Raw genomic sequence first — 24,374 nt, 5'->3', positions numbered from 1 at the left:
GGGGTCCTCTCAGGCGAAGATGTCGAGCCCGCCGCCGAGGTCGGCGCGGGGGACGTCGAGCGACGCGGCCGCGCCGATCAGGGGGATTCGGAGGGCGGATTCGGGGCTCGCGTACGAAGCGGCGCGGTCGCGCCGATCGGGGTGGGCATCGGCGGACGCACCGCCCGACCCGCCGGACGCACCGCGGTCGGAGGCCCCGCCGTCGCCCGAACCCACCGCGAGGTGCGCGTGCGGCGCGATCGCGGCGAGGTCGCGGCGCAGGTCGGAGACCATCGTGCGCAGGATCTCGCGCGCCGCCTCGGTCGCTCCCGAGAGCTCGACGCGCACATCTCCACCCGCGCCGATGCGCGCGCGGACCGTGACCGGGCCGAGGGCATCGGGCCGGACGGTGAGGACGAGCTCGTGCACCCCCGCGGGACGCTGGGCGAGATGCACGATCGCGGGCGCGATCTGCGCGGCGACCACGCGCGGGGTCGCAGCCTCGGCCGGTGCCGGTGGGGTGGTGGTGGTGGGTGCGGCGGTAGGGGCGAGCGTCGATACGGCCGTGGCGCCCGCGGACTCGACGACACCGACGGCCGGCGGGCGCGGTGCCGGGGCGGCGGAGCGCGGAGGGGTCGGTGCGGTCTCGAGGGAGACGGCCGGCGTGGGAAGGGGGGTGACCGTCTTTGCGAGGACTCCCGCGGCAGCGGGTACAGACGGGGCCGGAGGTGCGGCCAACGGAGCACCGCCGACGGAGGCGCCGTCGACGCGCGCGCCGGCGCCTGCGGAGGGGCTCCGCGGGGCCGCGGCATCCACCCCGGCACCGGGGCTTCCGGTGAGCGTCGCCTCGGCCGGCATGATGCGCAGGACGGGGCGGGGTCGCTCCCCTTCCGTCGATACGTCGTCGCGCAGCTCGCCCTCGATGCGGCCCGGCATCGTCGAGAGGACCGGCGGCACCGAGGCGTCCGCGGCCGACGCGGGACGGGCCGGCGTCGTTCCGCCCCGCGCGGGGACGGACCCGCCCGGGGCCACCCCGCCGGGTGTCGTCGCGGGGGGAGTTCCCCCGCCCGCCGTCGCCTCGACGGGGGTGGTCGCGGCCGGCCCCGTCTCGGACGGTGAGGTCTCGGCGCGCGGGGTCCCGGCGGGCACGGCGTCCGCGGACACCAGCGCGGACGATTCCGTCTCGGCGGGTGAGGTTTCGGCGGGTGAGGTTCGGGGTGACGTCTCGGCGCGCGGAGTCGCCGCGGGCACGGCCTCCCCGGGCACCAGCGCGGAAGGCTCAGTCTCGGCGGGTGAGGCCTCGGCGAGTGAGGCCTCGGCGGGTGAGGCCTCGGCGAGTGAGGTCGCGGCGGGTGAGGTCCCGACGGGCGAGGTCTCGGCGCGCGCGATCCCGGCGGGCACGGCCTCCCCGGGCATCATCGCGGAGGGGAGCGCCCCGGCGGACACCGCTTCCGCAACCGGCATGACCCAGACCGCCGGCATGGTCCGCAGCACCGGACGCCCGTTCGCGCGTCCTGCCGCGCCCGCGTCGCCCGACGCCCGCCCACCGTCGGCAGCCGGAGCCCCCGCGGAGGCGGATGCCGGACCCGGGACGGATGCCGCCACTCCCCCCTCGGATGCCGGTTCCCCCGACGCCACCGTCGTCCGCACGCCGCCGGGCGTCTCCCCCGACCCCGGTGCTCCGGCATCCGTCGAGGGCGACCGCACGACCCCGGACGAGCCCGTCCACGCGGGTGCTCCGGCATCCGTCGCGGGCACTCGCGCGACCGCGAACACGCCCTCGGACGCCGTCGTTCCGGCATCCATCGATGACCCCGGCGCGAGCCCGTCGGCGAGCACGCCGACCGCACGGCTGAGCGCCTGGTCGAAAGCGGCCCCGCCCGCGGTTCCGCAGCCCGCGTCGATCGACGCCGCCGCTCCCCCGGTCGGAGCGGGCGCCGACGCGGAAGCCGCCGCGACGAAGTGCGTCACGTGCTGCGTCCGGTCAGTGCCGAGAGGGCGCCGAGACCGCCGGTTCCGGCCGTGCCCGCGGTGAACAGCGTCTGCAGCGCCGACGCGAGCTCCCCCTGACCCGCGGCGCGAGGAGCGGCGGTACTCGTCGCGGCCGGCGTCGTCGGCGTCGCCAGCTCCCGCGCGGCCGTCGCGGCCTCCTCGAGGAGGTCGGCGAACCGCGTCGCCGCGCTCGACGATGTCGTGGACGTCGCCGTGACCGCCCCGGCGTTGCCGACAGCGGACGTCGTCGCGGCGGAGGTGCTCTGCGCCGGGGTGGTCTTCGCGGCGGCCGCCGAGGGATGCAGAGACGAGATCTGCCCCGTGATCGCCTCGATGCGGCCCAGGACGGCGTCGACGCTCACGCGGCACTCCCCTCGCCGCGGCCGGCGCGCGTGGTCGCGATCTCGTCGAGAGCGTCCTGCTCGGTACGCGCCTCGGTCTCGAGCTCCCGCTCCCGGTGCGTGCCCTCGAGCCGCTCGAGTCCCTTGAGCTCGCGGCGGGCCTCGACGTGCGCGGCCTCCGCGGTCGCCGCCTCGTCCCGCCGCAGGCGCGCGAGCGTCTGCAGGTCGGCCAGCGACGCCTGCCCGGCCGCGCGCGCGGCGGCCATGGCCCGCAATGTCGCGGGGTCGTCGATCTGCGTCGAAACGGCGCTCAGGCTCGACACCGCGTGCTGGGCGGCGGCTTCGGCCGCCCGCGCCTCGGTCCGCGCGCGGGCCGCGTCCTCCGCCGCGACGCGCTCCTGGACGCCGCGCACGCGCAGCAGGCCCGCCAAGGGAAACGTCATGCGTTCAAGCCTCCGAAGGTCTCGGTGAGGGCGGTCAGCTGCCGCCAGGATTCATCGGTCGTCGAGTGCTCGTCGATCGACTGCGTCAGGAACGCGTCGATCGCGCGCTGGTGCACCAGAGCGGCATCCACCAGGGGATTCGCCCCCCGCGTGTACGCCCCGATGTCGATCAGGTCGTTCGCCTGCCGTCGCGCCGCGAGGACGCTGCGCAGGGTCACCGCCCGCTGCCGCTGATCGGGCGTGGTCACCTTGCCCACCACGCGCGAGACCGAGCCCAGCACGCCGACCGCGGGGAAGTGTCCGCGCACCGCGAGGCCGCGATCCAGCACCACGTGACCGTCCAGGATGCCGCGGGCGGCATCCGCGATCGGTTCGTTGTGGTCGTCTCCGTCGACGAGCACCGTGTACAGCCCCGTGATGGATCCGGCGGGGCCCGTCCCGGCGCGCTCGAGCAGGGCCGCGAGCACCGAGAACGTCGAGGGCGGATAGCCCCGCGTCGCCGGAGGCTCCCCCGCCGACAGACCGATCTCGCGCTGGGCCATCGCCACGCGCGTGAGCGAGTCCATCATCAGCACCACCTCGCGACCGTCGTCGCGGAACGCCTCGGCGATGCGCGTGGCGAGGAACGCCGACCGCAGGCGGGCCATCGCCGGCTGATCCGAGGTGGCCACGACCACGACCGAGCGGGCGAGGCCCTCGGGTCCGAGGTCGTCCTCGAGGAACTCGCGCACCTCGCGACCGCGCTCGCCCACGAGCGCGATGACGGTGACGTCGGCGGTCGATCCGCGCGCGATCATCGACAGCAGCGACGACTTCCCCACGCCCGAGCCCGCGAACAAGCCGAGACGCTGTCCCACCCCGACCGGTGTCATCGTGTCGAGCACGCGCACGCCGAGGCCGAGCTGGGAGTCGATGCGCCGACGTCCGAGCACGCTGGGGGCGTCGTTGCCGAGCGCGACCCGCTGCGCCGCGACGAGCGGGCCCCGATCGTCGATGGGTCGTCCGAGACCGTCGAGCACCCGCCCGAGCAGCGCCGATCCGGTGGGCACGAGTGCGGCCGCGCCGACGTGGTGCACCGCCGATCCCGCCGTGATGCCGGTGAGCGGCGCCAGGGGCATGCAGTGCGAGGTCGCCCCCTCCACGGCGACGACCTCCGCTTCCACGCGTCGACCGCTCGCCGTGGCGATGCGCACGCGGTCGCCGACGGCGGCCCGGATGCCGAGCACCTCGACCCCGAGGCCCACCACCGCCGTGACCGTGCCGGCGCGCTCCGGTCGCGCGGCGGTCAGCACGCGGCGCCAGGACGCGGTGGCCGTGCTCATGCGGACGCACCCCCGTCATCGATGCGCAGCGCCTCGCGGGCGCGGGCAAACGCCGACGACAGCCGGGTGTCGACGCGGGCGTCCGCGAGCTCCACGACGGCTCCGCCCGCATCGACGTCCGTCGAGACGACGATCTCCGCCTCCGCCACGACCGACGCCCCGCCGTCGCGCAGAGTCTGCGCGTCGCGCTCGGCGAGGTGCACGCGCACCCACGTCGAGACGGGGGCCTCCGCCACGGCGCGTCGCATGGCGTGAGCGGCCGAGCGCGCGGCATCCGAGAGCTCCACGTCGAGGATCGCCTCGGCGAGATCGATCGCCAATTCCTGCACCCGCTCGGCATCGGCGGCCACGAGGCCCGCGGCACGCGCGCGCAGGTCGGAACGCACCGCGTCCACCGCGGCGAGCGCCGTGCGCAGCGCCTCGCGAGCGTCGGTGTCGTGCTGCGCCGTGCGCGCGGCGAGTTCGGCGCGGGCGTGCGCGAGCTCCTGCTCGGCGCGTCGGCGCCCCTCGGCGAACCCGTCGGCGTACCCGCGCACGCGCGCCTTCTCGGTGATGGCGCGGGCATCCGGCGCCGGCGCACTCCCGCCGAGGCGCGGCGGCACCAGCGGTGTGAAGGCTGCATCGGTCACGGCGGTCACCCTGCGGGTTGTGGCGGAGCCGATCCGTGGCCACGTCGTCGAGCGATCCCTGCTCGCCCGCGACTATCGCGACGCGCGCGGGCCTCGGTAACCGGCGTCGGCACGCCGACGATCGTCGACGGTGTCACTCGATCAGCTCGTCGTCGTCTTCGCGCGAGATCGTGATCTCCTCGGCGGCCTCGAGCTCGCGGATGATGCGCACCACCTCGGCGCGTGCCTCGTCGACCTGCCGCATGCGCACCGGTCCGAGAGCCGACGCCTCCTCGGCGAGATTCTCGCGATTGCGTTCGGTCATGTTGCGCCGGATGACCTCGCCAACCTGCTCGTCGGCGCCCTTCAACGCCAGGGCGAGCACGCGCAGGTCGATGCCGCGGAGCACGCGCTGGGCGTCGCGGTCCTCGAGCCGGGCGATGTCGGCGAAGGTCACCATGCGACTGCGCACCTCCTCGGCGAGGTCGTGGTCGCGGTCCTCGAGGCTGGCCAGCAGGGCCTTCTCGAGCACGGTGTCGGAGCGGTTGATGATGTCGACGAGGGGTTGGACGCCCCCGGTCGCCTCGTGGGCCTCGCGCATACCGAAGATGCCGGTGCGCGCGCGCAGCGAATCGGCGACGACCGCGATCGCCTCCTGCGATGCCGCCCCCAGGGTCGCGATCGCCTGGGCGACGTCGGTGCGCAGCGGGTCCTGCAGCGCCGCCAGCACCGCGGCGGCGCGGTCGGCACGCAGGTTCGCCAGCACGACGGCGACCGTGGTGGGCATCTCCCCGTCGAGGATCGTCGCGAGCTGGGTCGGGTCGGCGCTGTTCAGGAACTCGAACGACACGACGCCCTGCGACATGACCCGCCCGACCATGCCGACGGCCTTCTCGCGGCCGAACGCGGTCTCGAGCAGTCCGGTGGCGAACTCCTGGCCTCCGCGGCTGACGGCGGATCCGCCGGAAGCGATGCGACGGAAGTCGGCCAGGGCGGCGGCGATCGCGGCGGTGTCGATGCCGCCCACCTGCGCCAGCTCGGCAGCGAGCAGTTCCGCGCGAGCCTCGCCGAGGTGCCGCAGCACCTCGGCACTGACCTCGCGGTCCATGTTGAGCATGACGATCGCGGCCTTGCGCACCCCCGACATCGCCGGGACGACGGGAGCCGTCGGCATGACCTCGGTCGCCGCCCTGGGACTGACCGCGGGCCCGTCGGGGTCCGCGGGTGAACGCGTCTGCAGCAGGCTCATACCATCGCCTCGTCCATCATGCTCGCCAGCGCCTTGGCGGCGTTCTGCGGGTCGCTCTTGGCGAGCTGCTCGACGTCCCGCCGTCGCTGCTCCACGAGCACCTGCGTGGCCTCGGGCTCCTCCTCGATGTCGAGCAGGGTCGGGAGCACCTTCGTGGGCGGGGTGGCCGCGGGCAGGGCGATCGGCTCGGCGAGGCCCTTCAGGCTCTTGAGCTTCTGCTCCTCGGTCTCGGTGATCGTCGAGAAGTACTCGATGGGTCCTTCGTCGGTGTATAGCGTGCGCCGCTTCATCTTGCGCCGCACCAGCAGGGCGACGACGAGGATGATCGCCGCGAGCACGATCGAGCCGCCGATGATCGCCGCGCGCAGCAGATCGGCCTGCATCTGCGCGGCCTTCTCCGCCTCGGCCGCGTCGAGGGCCGCCTGCGCCGCCGCCGCACCGGTCTGGCTGAACTCCACCATCTCGACCGTGACGGTGTCTCCGCGCTGGGCGTCGATCCCCGCCGCGGTGGAGACCAGCGCCTGCACCTGCTCCGCGGTCACGCCGTTCACGGCGCCCCGGTCCAGGGCGACGCTGATGGTCTGGCGGGTGACCTCGCCGGCGGGCGTCGTGGTCTTCTCGGTGCTCTTGTTGACGGCGTTGCTGCGCGTGGACTCCTCGGCCTGGTAGTTGCCGCCGCCCGCCGCGTTCGGGACCGCGATGTTGTCGGGACCGAGGACGCCCGTCCCCGTCCCCTGGCCGCCCGTGTAGGTCTCGGTCTTGGTCTGCTCGTTCGACATCACGCCGCCCTCAGGGGCGGTGTAGGTTTCGTCCATCCGCTCCGAGGTCGAGTTCGCGACGTCCGCGGCGACGCTGACGGTGGCGTTGCCGGGACCGACGATGGTCTCGAGCATCCTCGTCACCGTCGAGGCGACCTTGGCCTCGTACTCGGTCGCCTGCGTGTTCGCCGAGCCGGTGAGTCCGGTCCCCACGGCGGCGAGCACTTTGCCCGACTGGTCGGTGACCGCGACGTCCTCGGGCGTCATCCCCGGGATCGAGGCGCTTGTGAGGTGCACGATCGCCGCCACCTGGTCCTCGGTCAGCGATCCCCCACCCTGCGTCTTGACGAACACCGAGGCCGTGGGATGCCGTTCCTCGGCGACGAACACGCTCTGCTCGGGGATCGCCAGCTGCACGGATGCCGCCGTGACCCCCGACATCGCACCGATCGTGCGGGCGAGTTCCCCCTCGATGGCGCGCTTGTAGGTGACGGACTGCTGGAACTCGCTCGCCGTCACCCCCATCTTGTCGAGCAGGGTGTATCCGCCGCTGGTGTCGCTGGGCAGACCGGCGGCCGCCGCGGTGAGCCGCTGCGGGTAGACCTGCGCGTCGGGGACGAGGATCGTCGCCCCGCCCTCGGTGAGCTCGTAGGGCACGCCCGCCGACTTCAGCTGCTCGACCACGGCCGAGGCGTCGGTCGCGCTCAATCCCGTGAACAGCGGGCTCATCTGCGGCTTCGACAGCCAGCTGCCCAGCGCGATGACGCCCATCACCAGCAGGGCCGCGCCGATGACGGCGATGGTGCGCTGCGCGACCGTGAAGCCACCCGCGATCTGCTTCGCGCGGCCGATGGTCGTCGCAAGGAACGGGGGCATGTCAGGCCTGCATCCTCATGATGTCGTTGAAGGCGGCGACGCCGCGGTCGCGCACCGCCACCATCAGGTCGAGGGTCACTCCCGCGCGCGACGAGGCCAGCGTGGCCTTGTGGATGTCGTCGAGGTCGCCCGTGACCGCCTGGACGGCGAGTTCGTTCGAGGTGGACTGCAACTGCTGGAGGTTCTCGACCGCCGCCGTCAGCGAGGCCGCGAACGGCTGCGCCCCCGCGGTGGCGTCCACCCCCGACGGCGCCGGAGTCGTCTCGAAGCTGAGGGGTGCGAGCGGACTCACGCCCCACGCGGCGACGGGCTCGATCGGGGTGCTCATCACGACCGTCCGATCTGCAGCGCGGACTCGTACGTCGTCTTCGCGCGGTCGACCACGGCGGCGTTGGCCTGGTATCCGCGCTGCGCGAGGATCAGCATGCTCATCTGGTCGCCGAGGTCGACGTTGGGGTACTGCACGTAGCCGTCCTTGTTCGCGTACGGGTGGTCGGGCTCGTAGACCAGACGCCCCTCGGCCGTCGACTCCTGCACGCCCGTGACGTAGACGCCCGGGCTCCGGGTGCCCTCGGCGACGGTGACGTACTTCTCGCGGAACATGTCCTGCCCCGCCGGGGTGGCGGTGTTGACGTTGGCGATGTTGTCGCTGAGCGCGTCCATCCACTTGCGGTGCGCGGTCAGTCCGGTACCGGCGATGCCGATGGTGTCGAAGGTCATGCCGAGGCCTGCCCGATCGCCTTGGTGAGGGAGGCCGCCTGACCGCTCAGCGCCTGGGCCGCGAACTGGTACCGCAGAACGGTGTCGATGTTCGACAGCGTCTCGGTGTCGAGGTTGACGTTGTTCCCGTTGCGCCGGGTGGGCTCGAGCGAGCGCTCGACCGTCGGCGAGACCGCACCCGCTCCGCTCTCGACGGCGCTGCGCAGGCGGTCTTCGAAGAGCACGCGCTTGGCCTGGTAGTCGGGGGTGTTGACGTTGGCGATGTTCTCCGCGATCGTGCGCTGGCGCAGAGCGAGGCCGTCCAGCGCGCTGGACAGGGCGGTAGAGGTGACGGAATCGAGCACGCGGCACTCCGGTCGAAGGAACGAGCCGATCCGTGGCTGTCTGGTCGAGCGATCCGTGCTCTGCCGCGACTATCGCGACGTGGCGGCGTCGGCGTAACCGGCGGTCACCCTTCGACGTCGAGATAGACCGGCGCGTCGGGGTGGACCGAGGGGATCCGCCGAATCGCGGCGAGTTCGCGGGCGACGTTCTCTCGCGCGGCCATCAGGCCGCTGATGCTCGCCCGCTGGCGCTCCAGCACGAGACGGGCGCGGTCGACGACCTCGGGCGGCAGCGGCCCGGGCGGCTCCTCGACAGGACCGTCGGCGGGGTCGTCGGGAGCGTCGAGCGATCGTTCGAAGGCGTCGAGAAGCCGGTTCCACGCCGCGAGATTCGTCGTCACGGGGGCGTCAGACCGGCGAGACGGCGTCGGCCGCCGCGTGCCACGCGTCGCGGAGCGGTGCGATGAGATCGCGGCACTCGCGGGTGGCATCCGCGTCGTGCGCGACGTTGGCGACGATGAGGCGGCCGGTGATGTACGTGTAGAGCGCCCGCAGCCCGTCCGAGCCGTCCCACGTGTCGTCGAGCGATCCGCTCAGCTCGGCGATGATGGCCTGCGCGTGCGTGAGATAGGTCCCGGCGGATGCCGTGTCTCCCCCGGCCTGCGCCGCGGCGGCCCGCTCGACGTCGACCAGCAGCCGGTCGTAGAGCATGGTCACCAGTCGCTCCGGGGTCGCGGCGTTCACCTGCTGCTCCAGGTACTCCTGCTTGGCGCGTTCGAGGGCGGTGGGCATGAGGCGTTCTCCTTATCGGGGGCGGATGCGAGGACTACTTCGACGACGGCGTCAACGCCGACAGCTGCGAGGTGAGCCAGTCCGACCGCGACTGCAGGCCCGACAGGCGCACCTCCATGGCGGCGTAGGTGCGCTCGAGGGTCGCCCGCCGCATGTCCAGGCGCAGGTCCATCCGCTCGACCTGCTTCTCCAGGGTCTTGACCTCGCCCTGCTGGCCCGTGATGCGCTGCGTCACGAGGCCGTCGTACTTGTCGGAGTACTGCGTCGTCGTGGCCTGCACGCGGGCCGAGACCGCGGCGAAGACCGACTGCACCGCCTCCGGATCGTCGGCCATGGCCGCCGCGAACCGGTCGGCGTCGAACGAGAGCACGCCGGCCTTGTCGACGGTGATGCCGATGGTCGAGGGCGAGACCCCGTCGACCGGGCTCTGCACGGCCGAGGCGAGCGCCGCGCGCAGCGAGCGCACCGTGCTGTCGCCGGTGAACACCCCGAGCGTCGTCGTCTTGCCGGGAGCGGCGACCGTCGCCTTCGAGCCGTTGTCGATGCGGGTCAGCAGCGTCGCGATCTCCTTCACGAAGGCCGAGGCGGCATCCGACTGCGCCTTCGCATCCGGGGTCACGGTCACGGTGACGGGATCGGCCGAGACCGCCCCCACCGTGATGTCGATGCCCTCGCCGACGTCGGTGAAGGTGTTCGACGCACTCGTCACCACCTGCTCGGCGGCGGTCCCGGCGAACAGTCGGATGACGGCATCCGTCCCCTGCGCGAGCACGGCGGCGCCCGGCGCGGTGGCGACGTCGACCGACGTGGATGCCGCGACCTCGGCCGCGGTGCCACGTTGCAGCGAGAACGCCCCCTCCGCGCCGGTCCGGGTCGAGGTGATCTGGATGCGCGAGAGCGCCGCCCCTTGCGCGTCGCGCCCGCCGGGCACGACCGTCGCGGTCACCCCGGCCTTCGCGGCGTTGATCGCCGCGGCGAGCTCGGCGGCCGATCCGCTTCCCGTGACCTCGGTGACGCTGCCGTCCGCGGCGACCAGCGAGAAGGTGCCGCCGAACGCCGTCGCATCTCCGGCGGCGGTGACCACCGCGTGCGCCCGCGCGAGGGTGTCGACGACGATGTCGGTCGAGAACGCCCGCGCCGTCTCGCCCGCGACGACGGTGACCGCCTCCGACGAGCTCGACGCGGTGTAGCGGGCGAGGGAGGTGGAGGATGCCGCGGCCTTCGCCTTGTCGGTCAGGGCCTGCAGCGCGGTGTTCAGGGACTGGAGGTTGGAGATGACGCTGTTGCGATCGGTGATCCGATTCGTCACGAGGGTCTTGGGGATCGCCGCGACGTTGATGAGGGCGTCGATGACGTCCTTGGTCTTGATGCCCGAGGCGAGGCCGTCGATCTGCATGGTCCTGCGTCTCCCTTCTCTCCGAATCGTGGGGGGTCATGCGAAGACGCCCGGGCGGGAGACCTCCCCCGCCCGGGCGCCCGAGGGCAGCAGTGCTGCGACTCAGCGCAGGAGCTGGAGAACTCCCTGGCCCGACTGGTTCGCCTGCGCGAGCATGGCGGTACCGGCCTGCTGCAGGATGTTCGAGGCGGTGTACTTGACCATCTCGGACGCCATGTCGGTGTCGACGATGCGGCTCTTGGCGGCGGAGAGGTTCTCGGCCGAGACCTGCAGCGAGTTGATGGTCGACTCGAAGCGGTTCTGCACGGCACCGTAGCCCGAGCGAGCGGTCGAGACGTTCACGATCTCGGTGTCGATGGCGGCGATCGAGGTCAGCGCGTTGGCCGCGGTGTCGACGTCGAGGGCCTTGATCGATGCACCGAGGCCCGAGAAGTCGGTCAGGGCGACCGCGATCTGGTCCTCGGCGGCCGTGGAGCCGGCGCCGACCTGGAACGTCAGGGTGTCGCCGCCCGAGAGCAGCTTGATGCCGTTGAAGTTCGTGCTGGCCGCGACACGGGTGAGCTCGTCGCCCAGCGTGTCGATCTCCGTCTTGATCGAGGTGCGCGAGTCGGCGTTGTTCGAGTCGTTGCCCGCCTGCACCGCGAGGTCGCGGACGCGCTGCAGGATCGAGTGCACCTCGGTCAGGGCGCCTTCCGCGGTCTGGATGACCGAGATGCCGTCCTGGGCGTTGCGCGCCGCGACGTTGAGGCCGTTGACCTGCGCGCGCAGGCCCTCGGAGATGGCGAGACCGGCGGCGTCGTCCGCGGCCCGGTTGATGCGCAGACCGCTCGAGAGCTTCTCGAGCGACTTCGAGACGTCGGCCTGGTTGGCCGACAGGTTGCGGTACGCGTTGAGGGCACCGACGTTGGTTGCGATCTGAAGACCCATGTTGTTCCTCCGTGGATGGGATTACCGTGCGGGGGCCGTCCGTGGCCCTCCATCCCCCACCTTCGCGACGGGTCGGTCCCGCCGTAACCGGCGCCGCGGTTTTTTCCGCGCGCGAGGCGAGCCCGTCCGGATCCGCGCGGTCGCTTCCGCTTCAGGCCGGGACGGCGAGGGAGGTGGCGGCGACGGGACCGAACACACCGTCGAAGAACGCGGCCTTGACCTTGGTCGAACGGTCGGGTTCGGTGCCGTTCTCCCAGGCGTCGAGCGCCTCGCGCATGAGGGTCAGCCCGATGCGGCGCAGCTTCGAGACGTAGGCATGGCTGACGTCGAGGTCGTGGGCGACGTCTTTGACCATGCGCTCCTCGAGGTACACGCCGCGGATCACCTGGCGCATCTGATCGGGAAGGGCCGCCACGATGCGCTCCAGCATGTCCCGGGTCTCCGCCTGCTCGACCGCGTGCTCGGGCAGGATCACGCTGTCGGTGAGGTCGACCGCCTGCCGTCCGTCGTCGCCGTCGAACCGCGCCTCGAAGCTCGTCGCCGTGCGCACCATCTCGTCGAGCAGCTGCATGCGGGTGACGGTCTCGGCATCCAGTCCCGATTCGGCGGCCACCTCCGCGAGGGTGGCGGGTCGTCCCGTGCGCACGCGCACGAGTTCGGTCGCCACGCGGACCCGCCCGATCTTGTCGCGGCTGCGCTCCCCCGCGGGGTCGGCGGCGCGCATCTCGCTGAGGATGGCCCACGTGATCTTCGTCCGCGCGTAGGCCCCGAAGGGCACTCCCCGCGCGGGGTCGTATTCGAGGGATGCCACGGCCAGGCCGAGGTAGGCCGCGGACAGCAGGTCGTCGAGGTCGACGTGCAGCGCGGTCCGGGCCTTCTCGACGGCCAGGTACTTCGCGAGGGGGATGTTCTCCCGTGCGAGTCGTTCGGCCGAGGCGGGCACGTCGGAAACGGCGGGAAGGACGGTGCTCGACATCACGACTCCTGCTGTTTTTGCTTGTTTATGAGCAGAAACTAACACAGAAAGATGCCCCGGACGCATCGCGGTCTCGAAAGCCTCGACGTCGCATCCCGAGGCCCCGCGAGCACCCCGTCCCCGGCGTGGCGGGATCCGTCAGGGCCGGCCCACCACGCGCAGCTCGACCGTGGCCGTCGTCGCCCGCACGAGGGGCATCGACGTCGCGGTGGGGTTCCAGATCACGATCGGCGTACCCGGCGTGACGGCGACCTGGTCTTCTTCGAGCCCGAACCGCGCGCGCAGACCGTGCCGATGCAGCAGCACCGCGAACCGCTCCCACTCGATCCAGCGCCACGGCCGCGCCGCGCTCACGTGCACACCCGCCTGCTGCCACGGCCGCGCGGGATGCGAGAAACCGCGCAGACCATCCCGTCGCGCGCTCGATGCACTGCCCGACAGCAGATCGAGACCGAGCGCCGCGCAGCCGCGCCGAAGGTCGTCGTCGAGCCGCACGAGCTCGGTGCGGGTGCGCAGGCGTGCGATCGAGGCCAGGGTCAGGACGATCGGATGATGGCCCAGCGTCCGCACGCGCGCCCACGTCACGCCGCGATGGGCGATGAACCCCCGAGCCGCCAGCCACCGGTCGAAGAACGGATCGGCGAGCGCGGCGTCGAAGGCGCGACCGGGCGCGCCGCTCTCGGCCGCGAGACGGTCGGCCACGAGGCGAGCGCGCAGATAGGGGGAGGGCGAGGTCGCGTCGGCGATATGCTGCATCGCGTCGCGCGGATCGAGGGCGTTGAGCCGCGCGAATCGCTCGAGCATCTCGGCGGTGCCCATTCCGGCCCGCAGGCCCGCCTCACCGTTGCGGATCGAGGGTCGTCGCGCGTCGAACGTCACGGAGCCTCCCTCGAATCTGCACGTTTACGAGTGAAAGTAGCACGCCGATGAGGGCAGTGCGCACCGCTGACGAATGCACTCGCGGGCCCGGTGCTACTCTCGCGCCATGTCGCGCGTCTCCGGCGCGGTCGCGAGGGTGCGTTCGTCCGCCCTCGGCGTGACCGCGGGCCTCATCGGGTGGTTCGTGCTGGTCGAGCTGGCCAGCGGCATCCTGCAGGGGTTCTACGTGCCCCTGCTCCCCGACATCGTCGTGCACCTGGGCATCCGCGACGCCGACGTCAACTGGTTCGAGGCCGCGCAATTGCTGCTCTCGGCGCTCGTGCTGCCCGTGCTCGCCAAGCTCGGCGACATGTTCGGGCACAAGCGCATCCTGCTGTTCTCCGCGCTCGCGACGGCCGCCGCGAGCTGGTGGCTCGTGTTCGCCGACTCCTTCGGCACGTTCCTGGCCGCGTGGGCGCTGCAGGACTTCTACGTCGTGTGGCTGCCGCTCGAGATCGCCCTCATCTTCGATCGCGGCCGACGCGGCGCCCACGGCGTGTCACGGACGCGGCGCGCGGCCGGCCTCCTCGTGGTGGGGCTCCAGGTCGGCGCGATCCTCGGCGCTCTCGCGGCCGGGCGCCTGTTCGCCGCCACCGGGGGCGACCTGCGCCTCTCGCTCGCGATCCCCGCGATCGTGGTCACCCTGATCTGCGTCGTCATCTGGCTCGGCGTGCCCGAGTCCGAGCGAACCGGCGGACAGCGCCGGCTCGACGTGGGTGGTTTCGCGATCCTCGCCGGAGCGCTCCTGTGCGTCACGGGCGCCCTGTCGTTCGTGCGACTGCCGGAAGGGCCGGGACCCGTCGTCATCGTGGGGCTCCTGGTGGCCGGAGCGGTGCTGGGCACGGTGTTCGTGCGCTTCGAGCTGCGCCAGAGCGACCCCGCGATCGACATCCGCGTGCTGCGCCGCCCCGAGATGTGGCCGGTGCAGGCCACCGCGTTCCTCGTCGGCATCAGCCTGCTGGGCGCGCAGGGTCCGCTGGCCACCTATGCCGGAACCGATCCGTCGCTCGGGTACGGGCTCGGGCTGGATGCCACCGACCGCTCCAACGTGATCGGGGTGTACCTCGTCTCGCTCATCGTGGGTGCGATCCTCTTCGCCGCCACCTCCCGCCGAGCGAGCCCGCGGGTGGTGCTGATCGGGGCGGCGGCCCTCGTCGGCATCGGGTACGCCCTCTTCCTCCCGCTCCACACCACGCTGTGGCAGGTGCTGCTGTGCCTCGGGATCGCGGGCCTCGGCTCGGGCGCCCTGGTCGCGGCCATGCCCGCCGCCGCGGCCGCCGCCGCCCCGCGCGGCCAGACGGGCGTGGCATCCGCCCTCACCAACACCACGAAGACGGTGGGCGGAACGATGTCGTCGGCCGTCTTCGGCGTGGTGCTCGCGGGCGGGGCGGGAGCGGCGATCGGCACGGCCGCCCCGTTCGCCGGTTATGTCACGGTCTGGGTCATCTGCAGCGCGGGCGGTTTCCTCGCCGCGATCCTGCTGTTCTTCGTGCCGAAGGTCGCGTTCGCCGACGGCGACGCCGAGGCGCGGGCGACCGCCGCGCGCGGCGACGTCGTCTGACGGAGCGCCCGCCCGCACCGACGCGGCCGGCACCGCCGGGACTCGACCTCAGCGGGTCGTGAGCGGACCGCGCGCGAGCAGGTGCTGCGCCGACTGCGCGACCGGGCGCACCGTCACCAGATCGAGGTTGACGTGCCCCGGGGCGTCGAGGGCGTAGGCGATCACGTCGGCCACGTCGTCGGCGACCAGCGGCGCCTCGACGCCCTCGTACAGCTTGTCGGCGGCATTCTGATCTCCGCCCAGACGGTTCAGCGTGAACTCCTCGGTGCGCACCATGCCCGGGGCGATCTCGATCACGCGCAGCGGTTCGCCGTTCAGCTCCTGCCGCAGGGCGTGCACCAGCATCGCCTCGCCGGCCTTGGCCGCGTTGTACCCCCCGCCGCCGGGATACGCCGTCTGCGCGGCGGTGGACGTGACGAACAGCAGGTCGGCGTGCCCCTCCGCATCGGCCGCACGCCGCAGGGCGGGAAGGAGGGATGCCACCAGCCGCTGCCCCGACAGGACGTTGGCCTCGAACATCCAGCGCCAGTCCTCGGGGTCGCCGTCTTCGACCCGGTCACTGCCCCGCGCCCCTCCGGCCACGTGCACGAGCGCATCGACGCCGCCGGTCTCGTCGAGCCACGCGGCGAGCGCCGCGATCGCATCGGGGTCGGTCATGTCGGCGGCGTGCGCGACCACGCCCGTCTCGGCCTCGAGGGCCGCGAGGCGCTCGGCCCGGCGGGCGACGCCGACGACGTCCCACCCCCGCGCGCGGAGCAGTCGCGCCGTCGCCTCCCCGATCCCCGAACTGGCCCCGGTCACCACTGCACGTCGCGTCATGGCATCCACGCTACTGCTCCCCTCCGACACCGGCCGCGTCGGCGGGAGTCCTGTGTGACGGCGAGTTTCCTCCGTGGTTGTCGGGGATTTCACCCGTGTCTACGCTCGCAGCAGGCCAGGGCGACCGCTCGGCCTCTCAGAACCTGAGGAGCAGCCATGTCGGCACCCGAGAACTGGCGTTTCGAGACCAAGCAGATCCACACGGGCGCTCAGCCCGATCCGGTCACCAAGGCGCGCGCCACGCCGATCTACCAGACGACCTCGTACGTGTTCGATAATGCCGACCACGCCGCGAACCTGTTCGCGCTCGCCGAGTTCGGCAACATCTACACGCGCATCCAGAACCCCACGCAAGACGTCGTCGAGCAGCGCGTCGCGGGCCTCGAGGGCGGCACCGGCGCCCTCCTCGTCGCCAGCGGCCAGGCGGCCGAGACCTTCGCCGTGCTCAACATCGCCCAGGCCGGCGACCACATCGTGTCGTCGAGCTCGATCTACGGCGGCACGTACAACCTCTTCAAATACACCCTCGCCAAGCTCGGCATCGAGACGACCTTCGTCGAGAACCAGGACGACCCCGAGGCGTGGCGCGCGGCGGTGCGCCCGAACACCAAGCTGTTCTTCGCCGAGACCATCGGCAACCCCAAGATCAACGTCCTCGACATCCGCTCCGTCGCCGACGTCGCTCACGAGGCGGGCGTGCCGCTCATCGTCGACAACACGATCGCCACCCCGTACCTCATCCGCCCCTTCGAGCACGGCGCCGACATCATCGTCCACTCGGCGACCAAGTTCCTCGGCGGTCACGGCACCACGATCGGCGGGGTCATCGTCGACGGCGGGACGTTCGCGTGGTCCGAGCACTCCGACCGCTTCCCGGGCCTGACCACCCCCGACCCCTCGTACCACGGCGCCGTGTACACGCAGGCGGTGGGCGACGGTCTCGCGTACATCATCAAGGCCCGCGTGCAGCTGCTGCGCGACCTCGGCGCCTCGATCGCCCCGCAGAGCGCCTGGCAGCTCATCCAGGGCATCGAGACCCTGTCGCTGCGCATCGAGCGCCACGTCCAGAACGCGCAGGAGATCGCGGAGTGGCTCGAGTCGCACCCCGACGTCGCGACCGTGAACTACTCGGGCCTTCCCACCTCGCCCTGGTACGCCGCCGCCAACAACTACGCCCCCAAGGGCGTCGGCGCGGTGCTGTCGTTCGAGCTCAAGGGCGGCGTCGAGGCGGGCCGCGAGTTCGTCAACGCGCTGTCGCTGTTCAGCCACCTCGCCAACATCGGCGACGTGCGCTCCCTCGTCATCCACCCGGCATCCACCACCCACTCGCAGCTCACGCCCGAGCAGCAGCTGACCGCCGGGGTCACCCCCGGGCTGGTGCGCCTGTCGGTGGGTCTGGAGAACATCGACGACCTCAAGGCCGACCTCGACCAGGCCCTCGCCGCCGCGCGTCGCCTGTCGGAGGCCGCGCGCGCCTGACCCGCGCCCGCACGGAACGCCCCGCCCCGGTTCCCTCGGGGCGGGACGCTTCCTCGTCCCTCCCGCGTGAGTCGCCGGTTTTCGTCGCTTTCGGCTACCGGAAAGCGACAAAACTTGGCGACTCACGCCGCGGCGGTCAGATCTTCTGCCGCGGACGCAGACTGCCGAGGCCGCCGTCGACGCCGAGCACCTGTCCCGTCATCCACGCGTTCTCCGGGGCGAGCAGGAACTCCACCGCGCGGGCCACATCGTCAGGCTCGCCGAGCCGGCCGAGAGGGTGCATCGCCTCCGACACCTTGCGCGACATGTCGCTCGAGGTGAGCTTCTCGGTCAGCCGCGTCTGCACGAGCCCCGGGGCGACCGCGTTCACGCGCAGCCCGTGTGCGGCGTAGCTCGCGGCGGCCGACAGGGTCAGCCCGATCACGCCGGCCTTGGCCGCCGCGATCCCGTCGTGGTTCGGCAGGCCCGCCAGCGCCGCCGCCGACGACACCAGCACCACCGCTCCCCCGTCGCGCATGTGGGCGCCGGCCGCCCGCACCGCGGCGAACGCGGTCGTGAGCGAGGCCGCGATGAGCTCGTCGTACTGCGCGCGCGAGGTCAGGTGCGCGGGCTTGAGCAGCATCGACCCCGCGAAGACCGCGATGCCGTCGAGCTCCCCCGCCTCCGCGACGACCTTGTCGACCGCGTCGAAGTCGGTGGCGTCGAGAGTGAAATCGGGGTCGATGCGCGAGGAATCCCGCGCGGTGGTCACGACGTGGTGTCCCGCGTCGCTCAGTCGTGTCGCCGTCGCCTGGCCGATGTCGCTCGAGGCCGCGATGAGAAGGAAGTTCGCCATGCCGGGATCATGGCCATCCCACCCGGGTGCGGACGGGGGCTGGACAATCGGCATCCGAGTCCTCCGGCGTCGTAACAGACCGCGTCCGCCCGCGGACACCGGAGAGAATGGATGCCATGGACTGGCAGATCTCCGAAGACACCGTGCCCTCGGCACCGGTGACGGAGGCCGACGCGCGGTCTCTGCTCGGTCGCCCCCCGGCGACCGGCGCGTGGCGCGACGGAGACCCGGTCGGCGATCGACGATTCGTCTCGTTCGGCCCCTTCACGACCGAGAACGGCGAATCACTCCCGCACGTGCGTCTCGCCTACGAGACGTGGGGCGAGCTGTCACCCGAGCGCGACAACGCCGTCCTGATCCTGCACGCCCTCACCGGCGACAGCCACGTCCGCGGCGCTGCGGGCCCCGGCCACGCCACGGCGGGCTGGTGGAGCGATCTCGTGGGCCCGGGAGCCGCGATCGACACCGACCGGTGGTTCGTCGTCGCCCCCAACATGCTGGGCGGATGCCAGGGCTCGACGGGTCCGGCCAGCATCGCGCCCGACGGGTACGAGTGGGCCTCGCGCTTCCCGTACCTCACCATCCGCGACCAGGTCGCCGCTCAGGCGGCCCTCGCCGATGCGCTCGGCATCGACCGCTGGTTCGCCGTCGTGGGCGGGTCGATGGGCGGCATGCACGCCCTGGAGTGGGCGGTGGGCCACCCCGACCGCGTCGCGCGCGCGGCGATCCTTTCAGCCCCGCCGATCACGACGGCCGACCAGATCGCCCTGAACTCCGTGCAGCTGGACACCGTCCGCGTCGATCCCCGCTTCGCCGGTGGCGAGTACTACGACGCCGGCGACGGCGACGGCCCCCACCGCGGCCTCGCCCTCGCGCGGCGGATGGCGCTGCTGAACTACCGCAGCCCCACCGAGCTGAATCAGCGCTTCCAGCGGTCGTGGCAGTCGGGGGTCAGCCCGCTCGGGCGCGGCGGACGCTTCGCGGTGGAGTCGTACCTCGACTTCCACGGCAACAAGTTCACCCGCCGCTTCGACGCGAACAGCTACCTGACCCTCGTCGAGGCCATGAACTCGCACGACGTCGGACGCGATCGCGACGGCGTCGAAGACGCCCTCGGTCGCGTCACCGCCACGACCCTCGTCCTGGGCATCGACAGCGACCGCCTGTTCCCCATCGACGGGCAGCACCGCATCGCGCGGGGCGTGGCGAACACCCTCGACGGCGACCGGTCGATCGTGCTCGCCAGCGACTTCGGGCACGACGGCTTCCTCATCGAGACCGCCGCCGTCGCCACGCACCTGCGCCGCCTCCTCGCGAGCTGACGATCCCGGATGCCGGTCGGCCCGGCATCCGTTTCCGCCGGCACCCGCCCCTGCACGTGACCGTCCCGGACACGGCGTTCCCGGCCGGGCCGTCGGCGGCGTGTCCGGGACGCTCGATCGCCGATCGGGCGGACGCGCACGCCGGCCCCTCCGTGGGCGCTCAGCGCTGCGTCGGGATCGATCCCGTGATCGCGGTCTGCGCGGCCTCGGCCGCCGGCATCCGGTGCGCGGGATGGCGGCCGGAGCGGTCTTCGACCCGGTACGACACGAACGCCACCGCGAGCCCGCCCAGGGCCAGCACCGCACCGACCCACGCCGGGGCGACCAACCCGAGTCCCGCGGCGATCGCGAGCCCGCCGAGGAACGCGCCGAGGCTGTTGCCGATGTTCAGCGCGGAGTGATTGAGGGCTGCGGCGATGGACTGGTTGTCTTCGGCGACGTCCATGAGCCGGGTCTGGATCGACGGGCTCAGGGCCGATCCGCAGAAGGCGACGAGGAAGGCGAAGAAGACGAGGCTCACGATCCACGTCGCCGTCAGCGCCAGACCGACGGATGCCGCGCCCAGGGCGATCAGCCCCACGTACAGCCAGAAGCGCAGGTCTTTGTCGGCCAGCGCGCCGCCGACGATGTTGCCGACCGTCATCCCCACGCCCACGAGGACCAGCACGAGCGAGACCGCCCACTCGGGCTGACCCGCGACGTCGGTGATCATGGGCGCGATGTAGCTGTACATCGCGAAGAAGCCGCCGAAGCCGACCGCCCCGATACCGAGCGCGAACCAGACCTGACCGATCCGGAACACGCGCAGCTCGTCGCGCAGGCGCCTCCCCGGGGAGCCCGGATGCGACGGCACGAACAGGGCGATGCAGACCGCCGCCAGGGCGAAGATCGCGGTCACCACGGCGAACGCCGCGCGCCAGCCGACCTGCTGCCCGAGCAGCGTGCCCAGCGGCACGCCCACGACGTTGGCGATCGTCAGGCCGGTCAGCACGAACGCGACGCCCTTGGCGCGATTGCCCGGTCCGAGCGCGTCGGCGGCCACGAGGGCGCCGATCCCGAAGTAGGCGCCGTGGGGCAGTCCCGCGAGGAACCGGGATGCCGCGACGAGCTCGAACGTCGGGGCGATCACGGTCAGCAGCGTGAAGAACGCCAGCGCCACCGCCAGCACGATCATCACGCGGTGGCGCGGGAAGCGCGCGACCGACCCCGCGATGGTGGGCGCGCCCACGACGACCCCGAGGGCGTAGAGCGAGATGAGCCACCCGGCCTGAGCGATCGCGTCGTCGGGAGACGCCGCCCAGGCGCCGGGCAGGAGTTCGCGCGCGATGTTGGGCAGCAGGCCCATCACGACGAACTCGGTCATGCCGATGCCGAAACTGCCGATGGCGAGGGAAAGGAGCGCCCGCATCGCCGCACCTCTCGAGGGAGTCGAAGAGGTCACCCGTCGATGTTAGCCGCGTTCAGACGTCCGGTCGAATCGTTTCGAGGCGACGACGGCGCGGGCCTTCGCGCGTTTCGCTCCCGGGCTCACCCCTCCTCCCCAGATGGCCGATCGGCCGATCTCTCCCCCTTCCCGAAAACCGCCGGATTTCACCCGCTCACCCCGTGGCACTCTCGAACCCTCCCCCGCACAATGAAGGGATGCCGGAGATGACCGAACCCCAGGTCTGGGTCCTGATCGGGACCTTCGCCGCCGCCGTCTTGGGCGGCATGACCTTCAGCACGAACCTCATCATGGGCTCGCTCACGAAGGTGATCACCGCGAACACCGACCGCCTCGAGGCGCGCATCGATTCCCTGCGCGCCGAGTCGATGGCCGAGAGTCGCGTCACCCGCATGGAGCTGCACAGCGTCGAAGCCGGACTCAACGCGAAGATCGACAGCGTCGAAGCCGGACTCAACGCCAAGATCGACAGCGTCGAAGCCGGACTCAACGCGAAGATCGACAGCGTCGAGGCGGGGCTGAAGGCGACCATCGACAGCGTCGAGAGCCGCCTGCGCGGCGACCTCGCGCGCATCGACGCCGACGTCGCCGCCATCACCAAGCGCGTCTGGACCGACCCACCCGCGATCTGACGCGATCTCAGTCCGCGCGGCCCTCGCGACGCTCCAGCGCCTCCTCGAGCCGCTCGACTTTGCCGTCGATCTCGCCCGTGTGCCCGGGGCGGATGTCGGCTTTCAGCACCAGGGAGACGCGCGATCCGTAGGGCATCACGGCATCCGTCGCCGCCTTGACGACGGCGAAGACCTCGTCCCACTCCCCCTCGACCTCGGTGAACATCGAGGTCGTGCGGTGCGGCAGACCCGACGCGCGCACGACGGCGACCGCGGCCGCCACGGCGTCGTGCACCGAGGCGTCGGGGTTCTCGGCGGCGGCGGTGCCGACGCCGGAGGGGGCGACGGAGAAAGCGATGAGCATGCGTCGAGACTACGGGGCGGCCCGGCGGGGCGGAACCGGCGGAGCACGGCCCGCCCTCCCCCGTCACGCGCCGGTCAGCGGCCCGAGGGCACCCGCGGGGGAAGGGGGCGGCGTCCCGTCACGATCTCCCGCAGGCCCGCGGGCGGTCGCACGCGACCTACCGGCACCCGGACGACGCGCACGATCGCCCACACCAGCAGGACCAGCGCGAGGAGGTTGCGCACCTCGAGCACCACCACGGGGAAGGGATTCGGATGGGTCGCCATGAGGCCGTCGTAGAGCAGCGGATACATCCACTGCGTCAGGCCCGAGATCACGAGGGTGAGGGCCGCGAAGCCGAACCAACGGCGACGGTCGAGCAGGAGCCCCAGCACCACCGGCGCGAACAGCCAGACGTAGTACTGCGGCGAGCCGACCTTGTTCAGGGCGATGAAGGCCGTGACCAATGCCAACGACAGCGGCGGGAAGAGCGAGAGGAAGGTCGCCCCGTGGCGCAGCTTCCACACGCCGACGGCCGCGACCGCCACCATGGTCAGGAGCATGATCGGGGTCATCGCGGCGATGACCGCGTCGGCCCCCGGTCCGGTCACCTGGAAGGTGAGGACGTCGCCGTCGTAGTACACCTCGCTCCCGGGGACGTAGAACGCCGCGAGGAACATGTAGAGCCCGCCGACGGGCGCCTCCATCTGGATGCCCCGCGAGGTCTGATCCCCTACGAACCCGAAGACGAAGGGCGCTCCGCCGAGCGCGACCACGGGGATGATGGTCGCCAGCGACACGGCGACGGCACCCCAGACCAGGGCCAGACGGCGGCGCACCACCACGAGCCCCGCAGCGAGGATGGCCGCCGGCCACACCTTCATCCACACCGACACCGACAGCAGGACGGATGCCAGGAACGGGCGACGCAGCATCCAGATCCCGCCGAGGATGGCGAAGGGCACGGTGATGCCGTCGATGCGGTAGATCCCGACCGGGCCGATGAGCAGGATCGCCGCCAGCCAGAACCAGGCGGCCGACACGCGACCGCGCGAGCGGCCCGCGCCGACGAGGACCACGAAGGCGATGAGGTTGAAGAGGGCGACGGTGATCGCCCAGGCCGGGGTGTAGCCCACCGCCCAGGCGAAGAGCCACGCGAAGGTCATCGGCAGGAAAGCGAGCTGCGGGTAGATCCACTTCTCGGTGATCCCGGGCCACTGCCACGTGTCGCTGCGCGTGCACGAGGTCACGTCGATGCCGCCGAACAGCGCGCAGCGCGACCACGGCTCGTACACCAGGTACACGTCGCCCATGGGCTCGTTGGGCTGCTGGTAGCCCAGGACCCCCACCACGACGTGCACGGCGACGAACGCGATCAACAGGGGAACGACACGCCTCAGCACCCCCCGATCCTAAGCGGGTCACCCCGCGCGCCTCGGACGCGCTCCCCCGCCCCCGCGTCGCCGGCGGGACAACCGTTATGCGATCGAGTCCCGCATCAGCTCCGCGACGACCCGCGGCAGAGCCTCGGCGACGTCGAGTGCGGTGATCGGACCGCCCCCGCCACCGACCGCGAGGGACGCGACGACACCGGCGCGCCCGTGCACCCACGCGGCGGTCGCCGCGCACGCGGCGAGGTCGTCGACGCCGGTGCGTCCGGCCGCCACGGCGGACGCGGTGAGGGCGCCCAGGACACCGCCCAGCACGTCGCCGGTGCCCGCGGTCGCGAGCCAGGGCGTCCCCGCCGCCACGCGGCGGACCCATCCGCCCGCCGCCGCCACCACGGTGACGGCGCCCTTCGACAGCACCACCCCGCCGAACGCGTCCGCGGTCTCCCGGGCGACGCGCTCGCGGTCGTCGGTCGAGGCCTCCGGCAGCCCCAGCGCCTGGCGCAGCCGGTCGAGTTCGCGCGCGTGCGGTGTCACGATGACCGGGGCGGTCGCCCCCGGAACGAGATCGAGGGCGCCCGCGTCGACGACGACCGGGAGCTCTCCCCGCAGGATGCCGCGCAGCGCCGCGGTCTCGGCGGCGTCGCGCTCCGCGGCATCCGTCCCCGATCCGATCACCCACGCCTGCACGCGCCCGTCGGCGGTCACGGTCTCGGGGCGACGCGGGAGCACGAGGTCCTGCGCGCGCTGCGGGCCGAGGTAGCGCACCATCCCGGTGCCCGTGCGCCAGGCGGCCTCGACACCCAGCACCGCCGCCCCGGGGTAGCGCGCCGACCCCGTGCGCACGCCCACGACCCCGCGGGAATACTTGTCGTCGTCCGCCGTTGGCCTCCGCAGTACGCGGGCGGCATCGTGTCCGCCCCAGTCCTTCGCCGTCATGGCGTCACCCTAG

Annotated in this window: 26 protein-coding genes; 4 read left to right on the top strand and 22 right to left on the bottom strand. The window is 72.4% G+C overall.

Annotation, left to right across the window (positions count from 1 at the left end; translation table 11 throughout):
* Positions 1-9: 9 nt before the first annotated feature.
* From Q0818_RS11360 to Q0818_RS11285, 16 genes are all read right to left on the bottom strand, one after another.
* Positions 10-1,950, bottom strand: coding sequence for a flagellar hook-length control protein FliK (locus Q0818_RS11360; RefSeq protein WP_298874686.1), 1,941 nt, complete (start codon positions 1,948-1,950; stop codon positions 10-12).
* A complete protein-coding gene (locus Q0818_RS11355) occupies positions 1,947-2,333 on the bottom strand; it encodes a hypothetical protein (protein ID WP_298874683.1) in 387 nt (128 codons plus the stop codon). Before Q0818_RS11355 ends, Q0818_RS11360 begins: the two co-directional genes overlap by 4 nt.
* Complete coding sequence (locus tag Q0818_RS11350) at positions 2,330-2,755, bottom strand: hypothetical protein (protein ID WP_298874680.1); 426 nt, start codon at positions 2,753-2,755, stop codon at positions 2,330-2,332. Before Q0818_RS11350 ends, Q0818_RS11355 begins: the two co-directional genes overlap by 4 nt.
* Complete coding sequence (locus Q0818_RS11345) at positions 2,752-4,077, bottom strand: FliI/YscN family ATPase (protein ID WP_298874678.1); 1,326 nt, start codon at positions 4,075-4,077, stop codon at positions 2,752-2,754. The genes Q0818_RS11350 and Q0818_RS11345 overlap by 4 nt, the downstream gene beginning before the upstream one ends.
* Positions 4,074-4,706, bottom strand: coding sequence for a FliH/SctL family protein (locus tag Q0818_RS11340; RefSeq protein ID WP_298874676.1), 633 nt, complete (start codon positions 4,704-4,706; stop codon positions 4,074-4,076). Before Q0818_RS11340 ends, Q0818_RS11345 begins: the two co-directional genes overlap by 4 nt.
* Positions 4,707-4,839: 133 nt before the next feature.
* Complete coding sequence (gene fliG / locus Q0818_RS11335; protein ID WP_298874673.1) at positions 4,840-5,934, bottom strand: flagellar motor switch protein FliG; 1,095 nt, start codon at positions 5,932-5,934, stop codon at positions 4,840-4,842.
* Entirely contained in the window at positions 5,931-7,568 is a 1,638-nt protein-coding gene (fliF, locus tag Q0818_RS11330) for a flagellar basal-body MS-ring/collar protein FliF (protein ID WP_298874671.1), read from the bottom strand. Before fliF ends, fliG begins: the two co-directional genes overlap by 4 nt.
* A 1-nt stretch (position 7,569) precedes the next feature.
* Positions 7,570-7,896, bottom strand: a complete 327-nt coding sequence (gene fliE, locus Q0818_RS11325) for a flagellar hook-basal body complex protein FliE (RefSeq protein ID WP_298874667.1) — start codon at positions 7,894-7,896, stop codon at positions 7,570-7,572.
* On the bottom strand, positions 7,896-8,288 hold the full coding sequence (flgC, locus tag Q0818_RS11320; protein WP_298874665.1) for a flagellar basal body rod protein FlgC: 393 nt from the start codon (positions 8,286-8,288) through the stop codon (positions 7,896-7,898). The genes fliE and flgC overlap by 1 nt, the downstream gene beginning before the upstream one ends.
* The gene (locus Q0818_RS11315; protein ID WP_298874663.1) at positions 8,285-8,632 is read right to left on the bottom strand and encodes a flagellar basal body protein; all 348 of its coding nucleotides are present in this window, start codon (positions 8,630-8,632) and stop codon (positions 8,285-8,287) included. The genes flgC and Q0818_RS11315 overlap by 4 nt, the downstream gene beginning before the upstream one ends.
* A gap of 104 nt (positions 8,633-8,736) precedes the next feature.
* Complete coding sequence (locus Q0818_RS11310; RefSeq protein WP_298874660.1) at positions 8,737-9,012, bottom strand: hypothetical protein; 276 nt, start codon at positions 9,010-9,012, stop codon at positions 8,737-8,739.
* 7 nt (positions 9,013-9,019) lie between these two features.
* Entirely contained in the window at positions 9,020-9,403 is a 384-nt protein-coding gene (fliS, locus tag Q0818_RS11305; RefSeq protein WP_298874657.1) for a flagellar export chaperone FliS, read from the bottom strand.
* A gap of 34 nt (positions 9,404-9,437) precedes the next feature.
* Positions 9,438-10,799 carry a flagellar filament capping protein FliD gene (fliD, locus tag Q0818_RS11300; protein ID WP_298874654.1) on the bottom strand — a complete coding sequence of 454 codons (1,362 nt, stop codon included), beginning with the start codon at positions 10,797-10,799 and terminating at the stop codon, positions 9,438-9,440.
* 102 nt (positions 10,800-10,901) lie between these two features.
* A complete protein-coding gene (locus Q0818_RS11295) occupies positions 10,902-11,726 on the bottom strand; it encodes a flagellin (RefSeq protein ID WP_298874651.1) in 825 nt (274 codons plus the stop codon).
* A 151-nt stretch (positions 11,727-11,877) separates the two neighbouring features.
* Positions 11,878-12,702 (bottom strand): sigma-70 family RNA polymerase sigma factor, encoded by an 825-nt coding sequence (locus Q0818_RS11290; protein ID WP_298874647.1) that lies wholly within the window; start codon positions 12,700-12,702, stop codon positions 11,878-11,880.
* Positions 12,703-12,840: 138 nt separating this feature from the next.
* On the bottom strand, positions 12,841-13,581 hold the full coding sequence (locus tag Q0818_RS11285; RefSeq protein WP_298874644.1) for a hypothetical protein: 741 nt from the start codon (positions 13,579-13,581) through the stop codon (positions 12,841-12,843).
* A gap of 106 nt (positions 13,582-13,687) precedes the next feature.
* On the opposite strand from Q0818_RS11285, the gene Q0818_RS11280 reads away from it, so the two are divergent.
* The gene (locus Q0818_RS11280; protein WP_298874641.1) at positions 13,688-15,181 is read left to right on the top strand and encodes an MFS transporter; all 1,494 of its coding nucleotides are present in this window, start codon (positions 13,688-13,690) and stop codon (positions 15,179-15,181) included.
* 48 nt (positions 15,182-15,229) lie between these two features.
* On the opposite strand, the gene Q0818_RS11275 is transcribed toward Q0818_RS11280, so the two are convergent.
* Complete coding sequence (locus Q0818_RS11275; RefSeq protein ID WP_298874638.1) at positions 15,230-16,000, bottom strand: SDR family oxidoreductase; 771 nt, start codon at positions 15,998-16,000, stop codon at positions 15,230-15,232.
* A 156-nt stretch (positions 16,001-16,156) separates the two neighbouring features.
* On the opposite strand from Q0818_RS11275, the gene Q0818_RS11270 reads away from it, so the two are divergent.
* Positions 16,157-17,479 (top strand): bifunctional o-acetylhomoserine/o-acetylserine sulfhydrylase, encoded by a 1,323-nt coding sequence (locus tag Q0818_RS11270; RefSeq protein ID WP_298874635.1) that lies wholly within the window; start codon positions 16,157-16,159, stop codon positions 17,477-17,479.
* Between the two features lie 136 nt (positions 17,480-17,615).
* Here Q0818_RS11270 and Q0818_RS11265 read toward each other — a convergent pair whose 3' ends face one another.
* The gene (locus Q0818_RS11265; protein WP_298874632.1) at positions 17,616-18,314 is read right to left on the bottom strand and encodes an SDR family NAD(P)-dependent oxidoreductase; all 699 of its coding nucleotides are present in this window, start codon (positions 18,312-18,314) and stop codon (positions 17,616-17,618) included.
* Between the two features lie 116 nt (positions 18,315-18,430).
* Here Q0818_RS11265 and Q0818_RS11260 point away from each other — a divergent pair, with 116 nt between their 5' ends.
* Positions 18,431-19,636: a homoserine O-acetyltransferase gene (locus Q0818_RS11260; protein ID WP_298874629.1), complete on the top strand. Its 1,206-nt coding sequence runs from the start codon at positions 18,431-18,433 to the stop codon at positions 19,634-19,636.
* 160 nt (positions 19,637-19,796) lie between these two features.
* On the opposite strand, the gene Q0818_RS11255 is transcribed toward Q0818_RS11260, so the two are convergent.
* Positions 19,797-21,044 carry an MFS transporter gene (locus Q0818_RS11255; RefSeq protein WP_298875750.1) on the bottom strand — a complete coding sequence of 416 codons (1,248 nt, stop codon included), beginning with the start codon at positions 21,042-21,044 and terminating at the stop codon, positions 19,797-19,799.
* A 242-nt stretch (positions 21,045-21,286) separates the two neighbouring features.
* Between Q0818_RS11255 and Q0818_RS11250 the strand changes: the two genes are divergently transcribed.
* On the top strand, positions 21,287-21,712 hold the full coding sequence (locus tag Q0818_RS11250; RefSeq protein ID WP_298874627.1) for a hypothetical protein: 426 nt from the start codon (positions 21,287-21,289) through the stop codon (positions 21,710-21,712).
* 7 nt (positions 21,713-21,719) lie between these two features.
* Here the strand turns inward: Q0818_RS11250 and Q0818_RS11245 are convergent, their stop codons facing one another.
* From Q0818_RS11245 to Q0818_RS11235, 3 genes are all read right to left on the bottom strand, one after another.
* Positions 21,720-22,055 (bottom strand): thiamine-binding protein, encoded by a 336-nt coding sequence (locus tag Q0818_RS11245; RefSeq protein ID WP_298874623.1) that lies wholly within the window; start codon positions 22,053-22,055, stop codon positions 21,720-21,722.
* 74 nt (positions 22,056-22,129) lie between these two features.
* Positions 22,130-23,437: a glycosyltransferase family 87 protein gene (locus Q0818_RS11240; RefSeq protein WP_298874621.1), complete on the bottom strand. Its 1,308-nt coding sequence runs from the start codon at positions 23,435-23,437 to the stop codon at positions 22,130-22,132.
* A 75-nt stretch (positions 23,438-23,512) separates the two neighbouring features.
* A complete protein-coding gene (locus Q0818_RS11235; RefSeq protein WP_298874618.1) occupies positions 23,513-24,361 on the bottom strand; it encodes an ADP/ATP-dependent (S)-NAD(P)H-hydrate dehydratase in 849 nt (282 codons plus the stop codon).
* Positions 24,362-24,374: the final 13 nt, after the last annotated feature.

This window comes from uncultured Microbacterium sp. (genome assembly GCF_947489255.1).
Lineage (GTDB): Bacteria > Actinomycetota > Actinomycetes > Actinomycetales > Microbacteriaceae > Microbacterium > Microbacterium phycohabitans.
The sequence above is the reverse complement of the archived record's forward strand: the minus strand, read 5'-3'. Positions and strand labels throughout refer to the sequence as shown.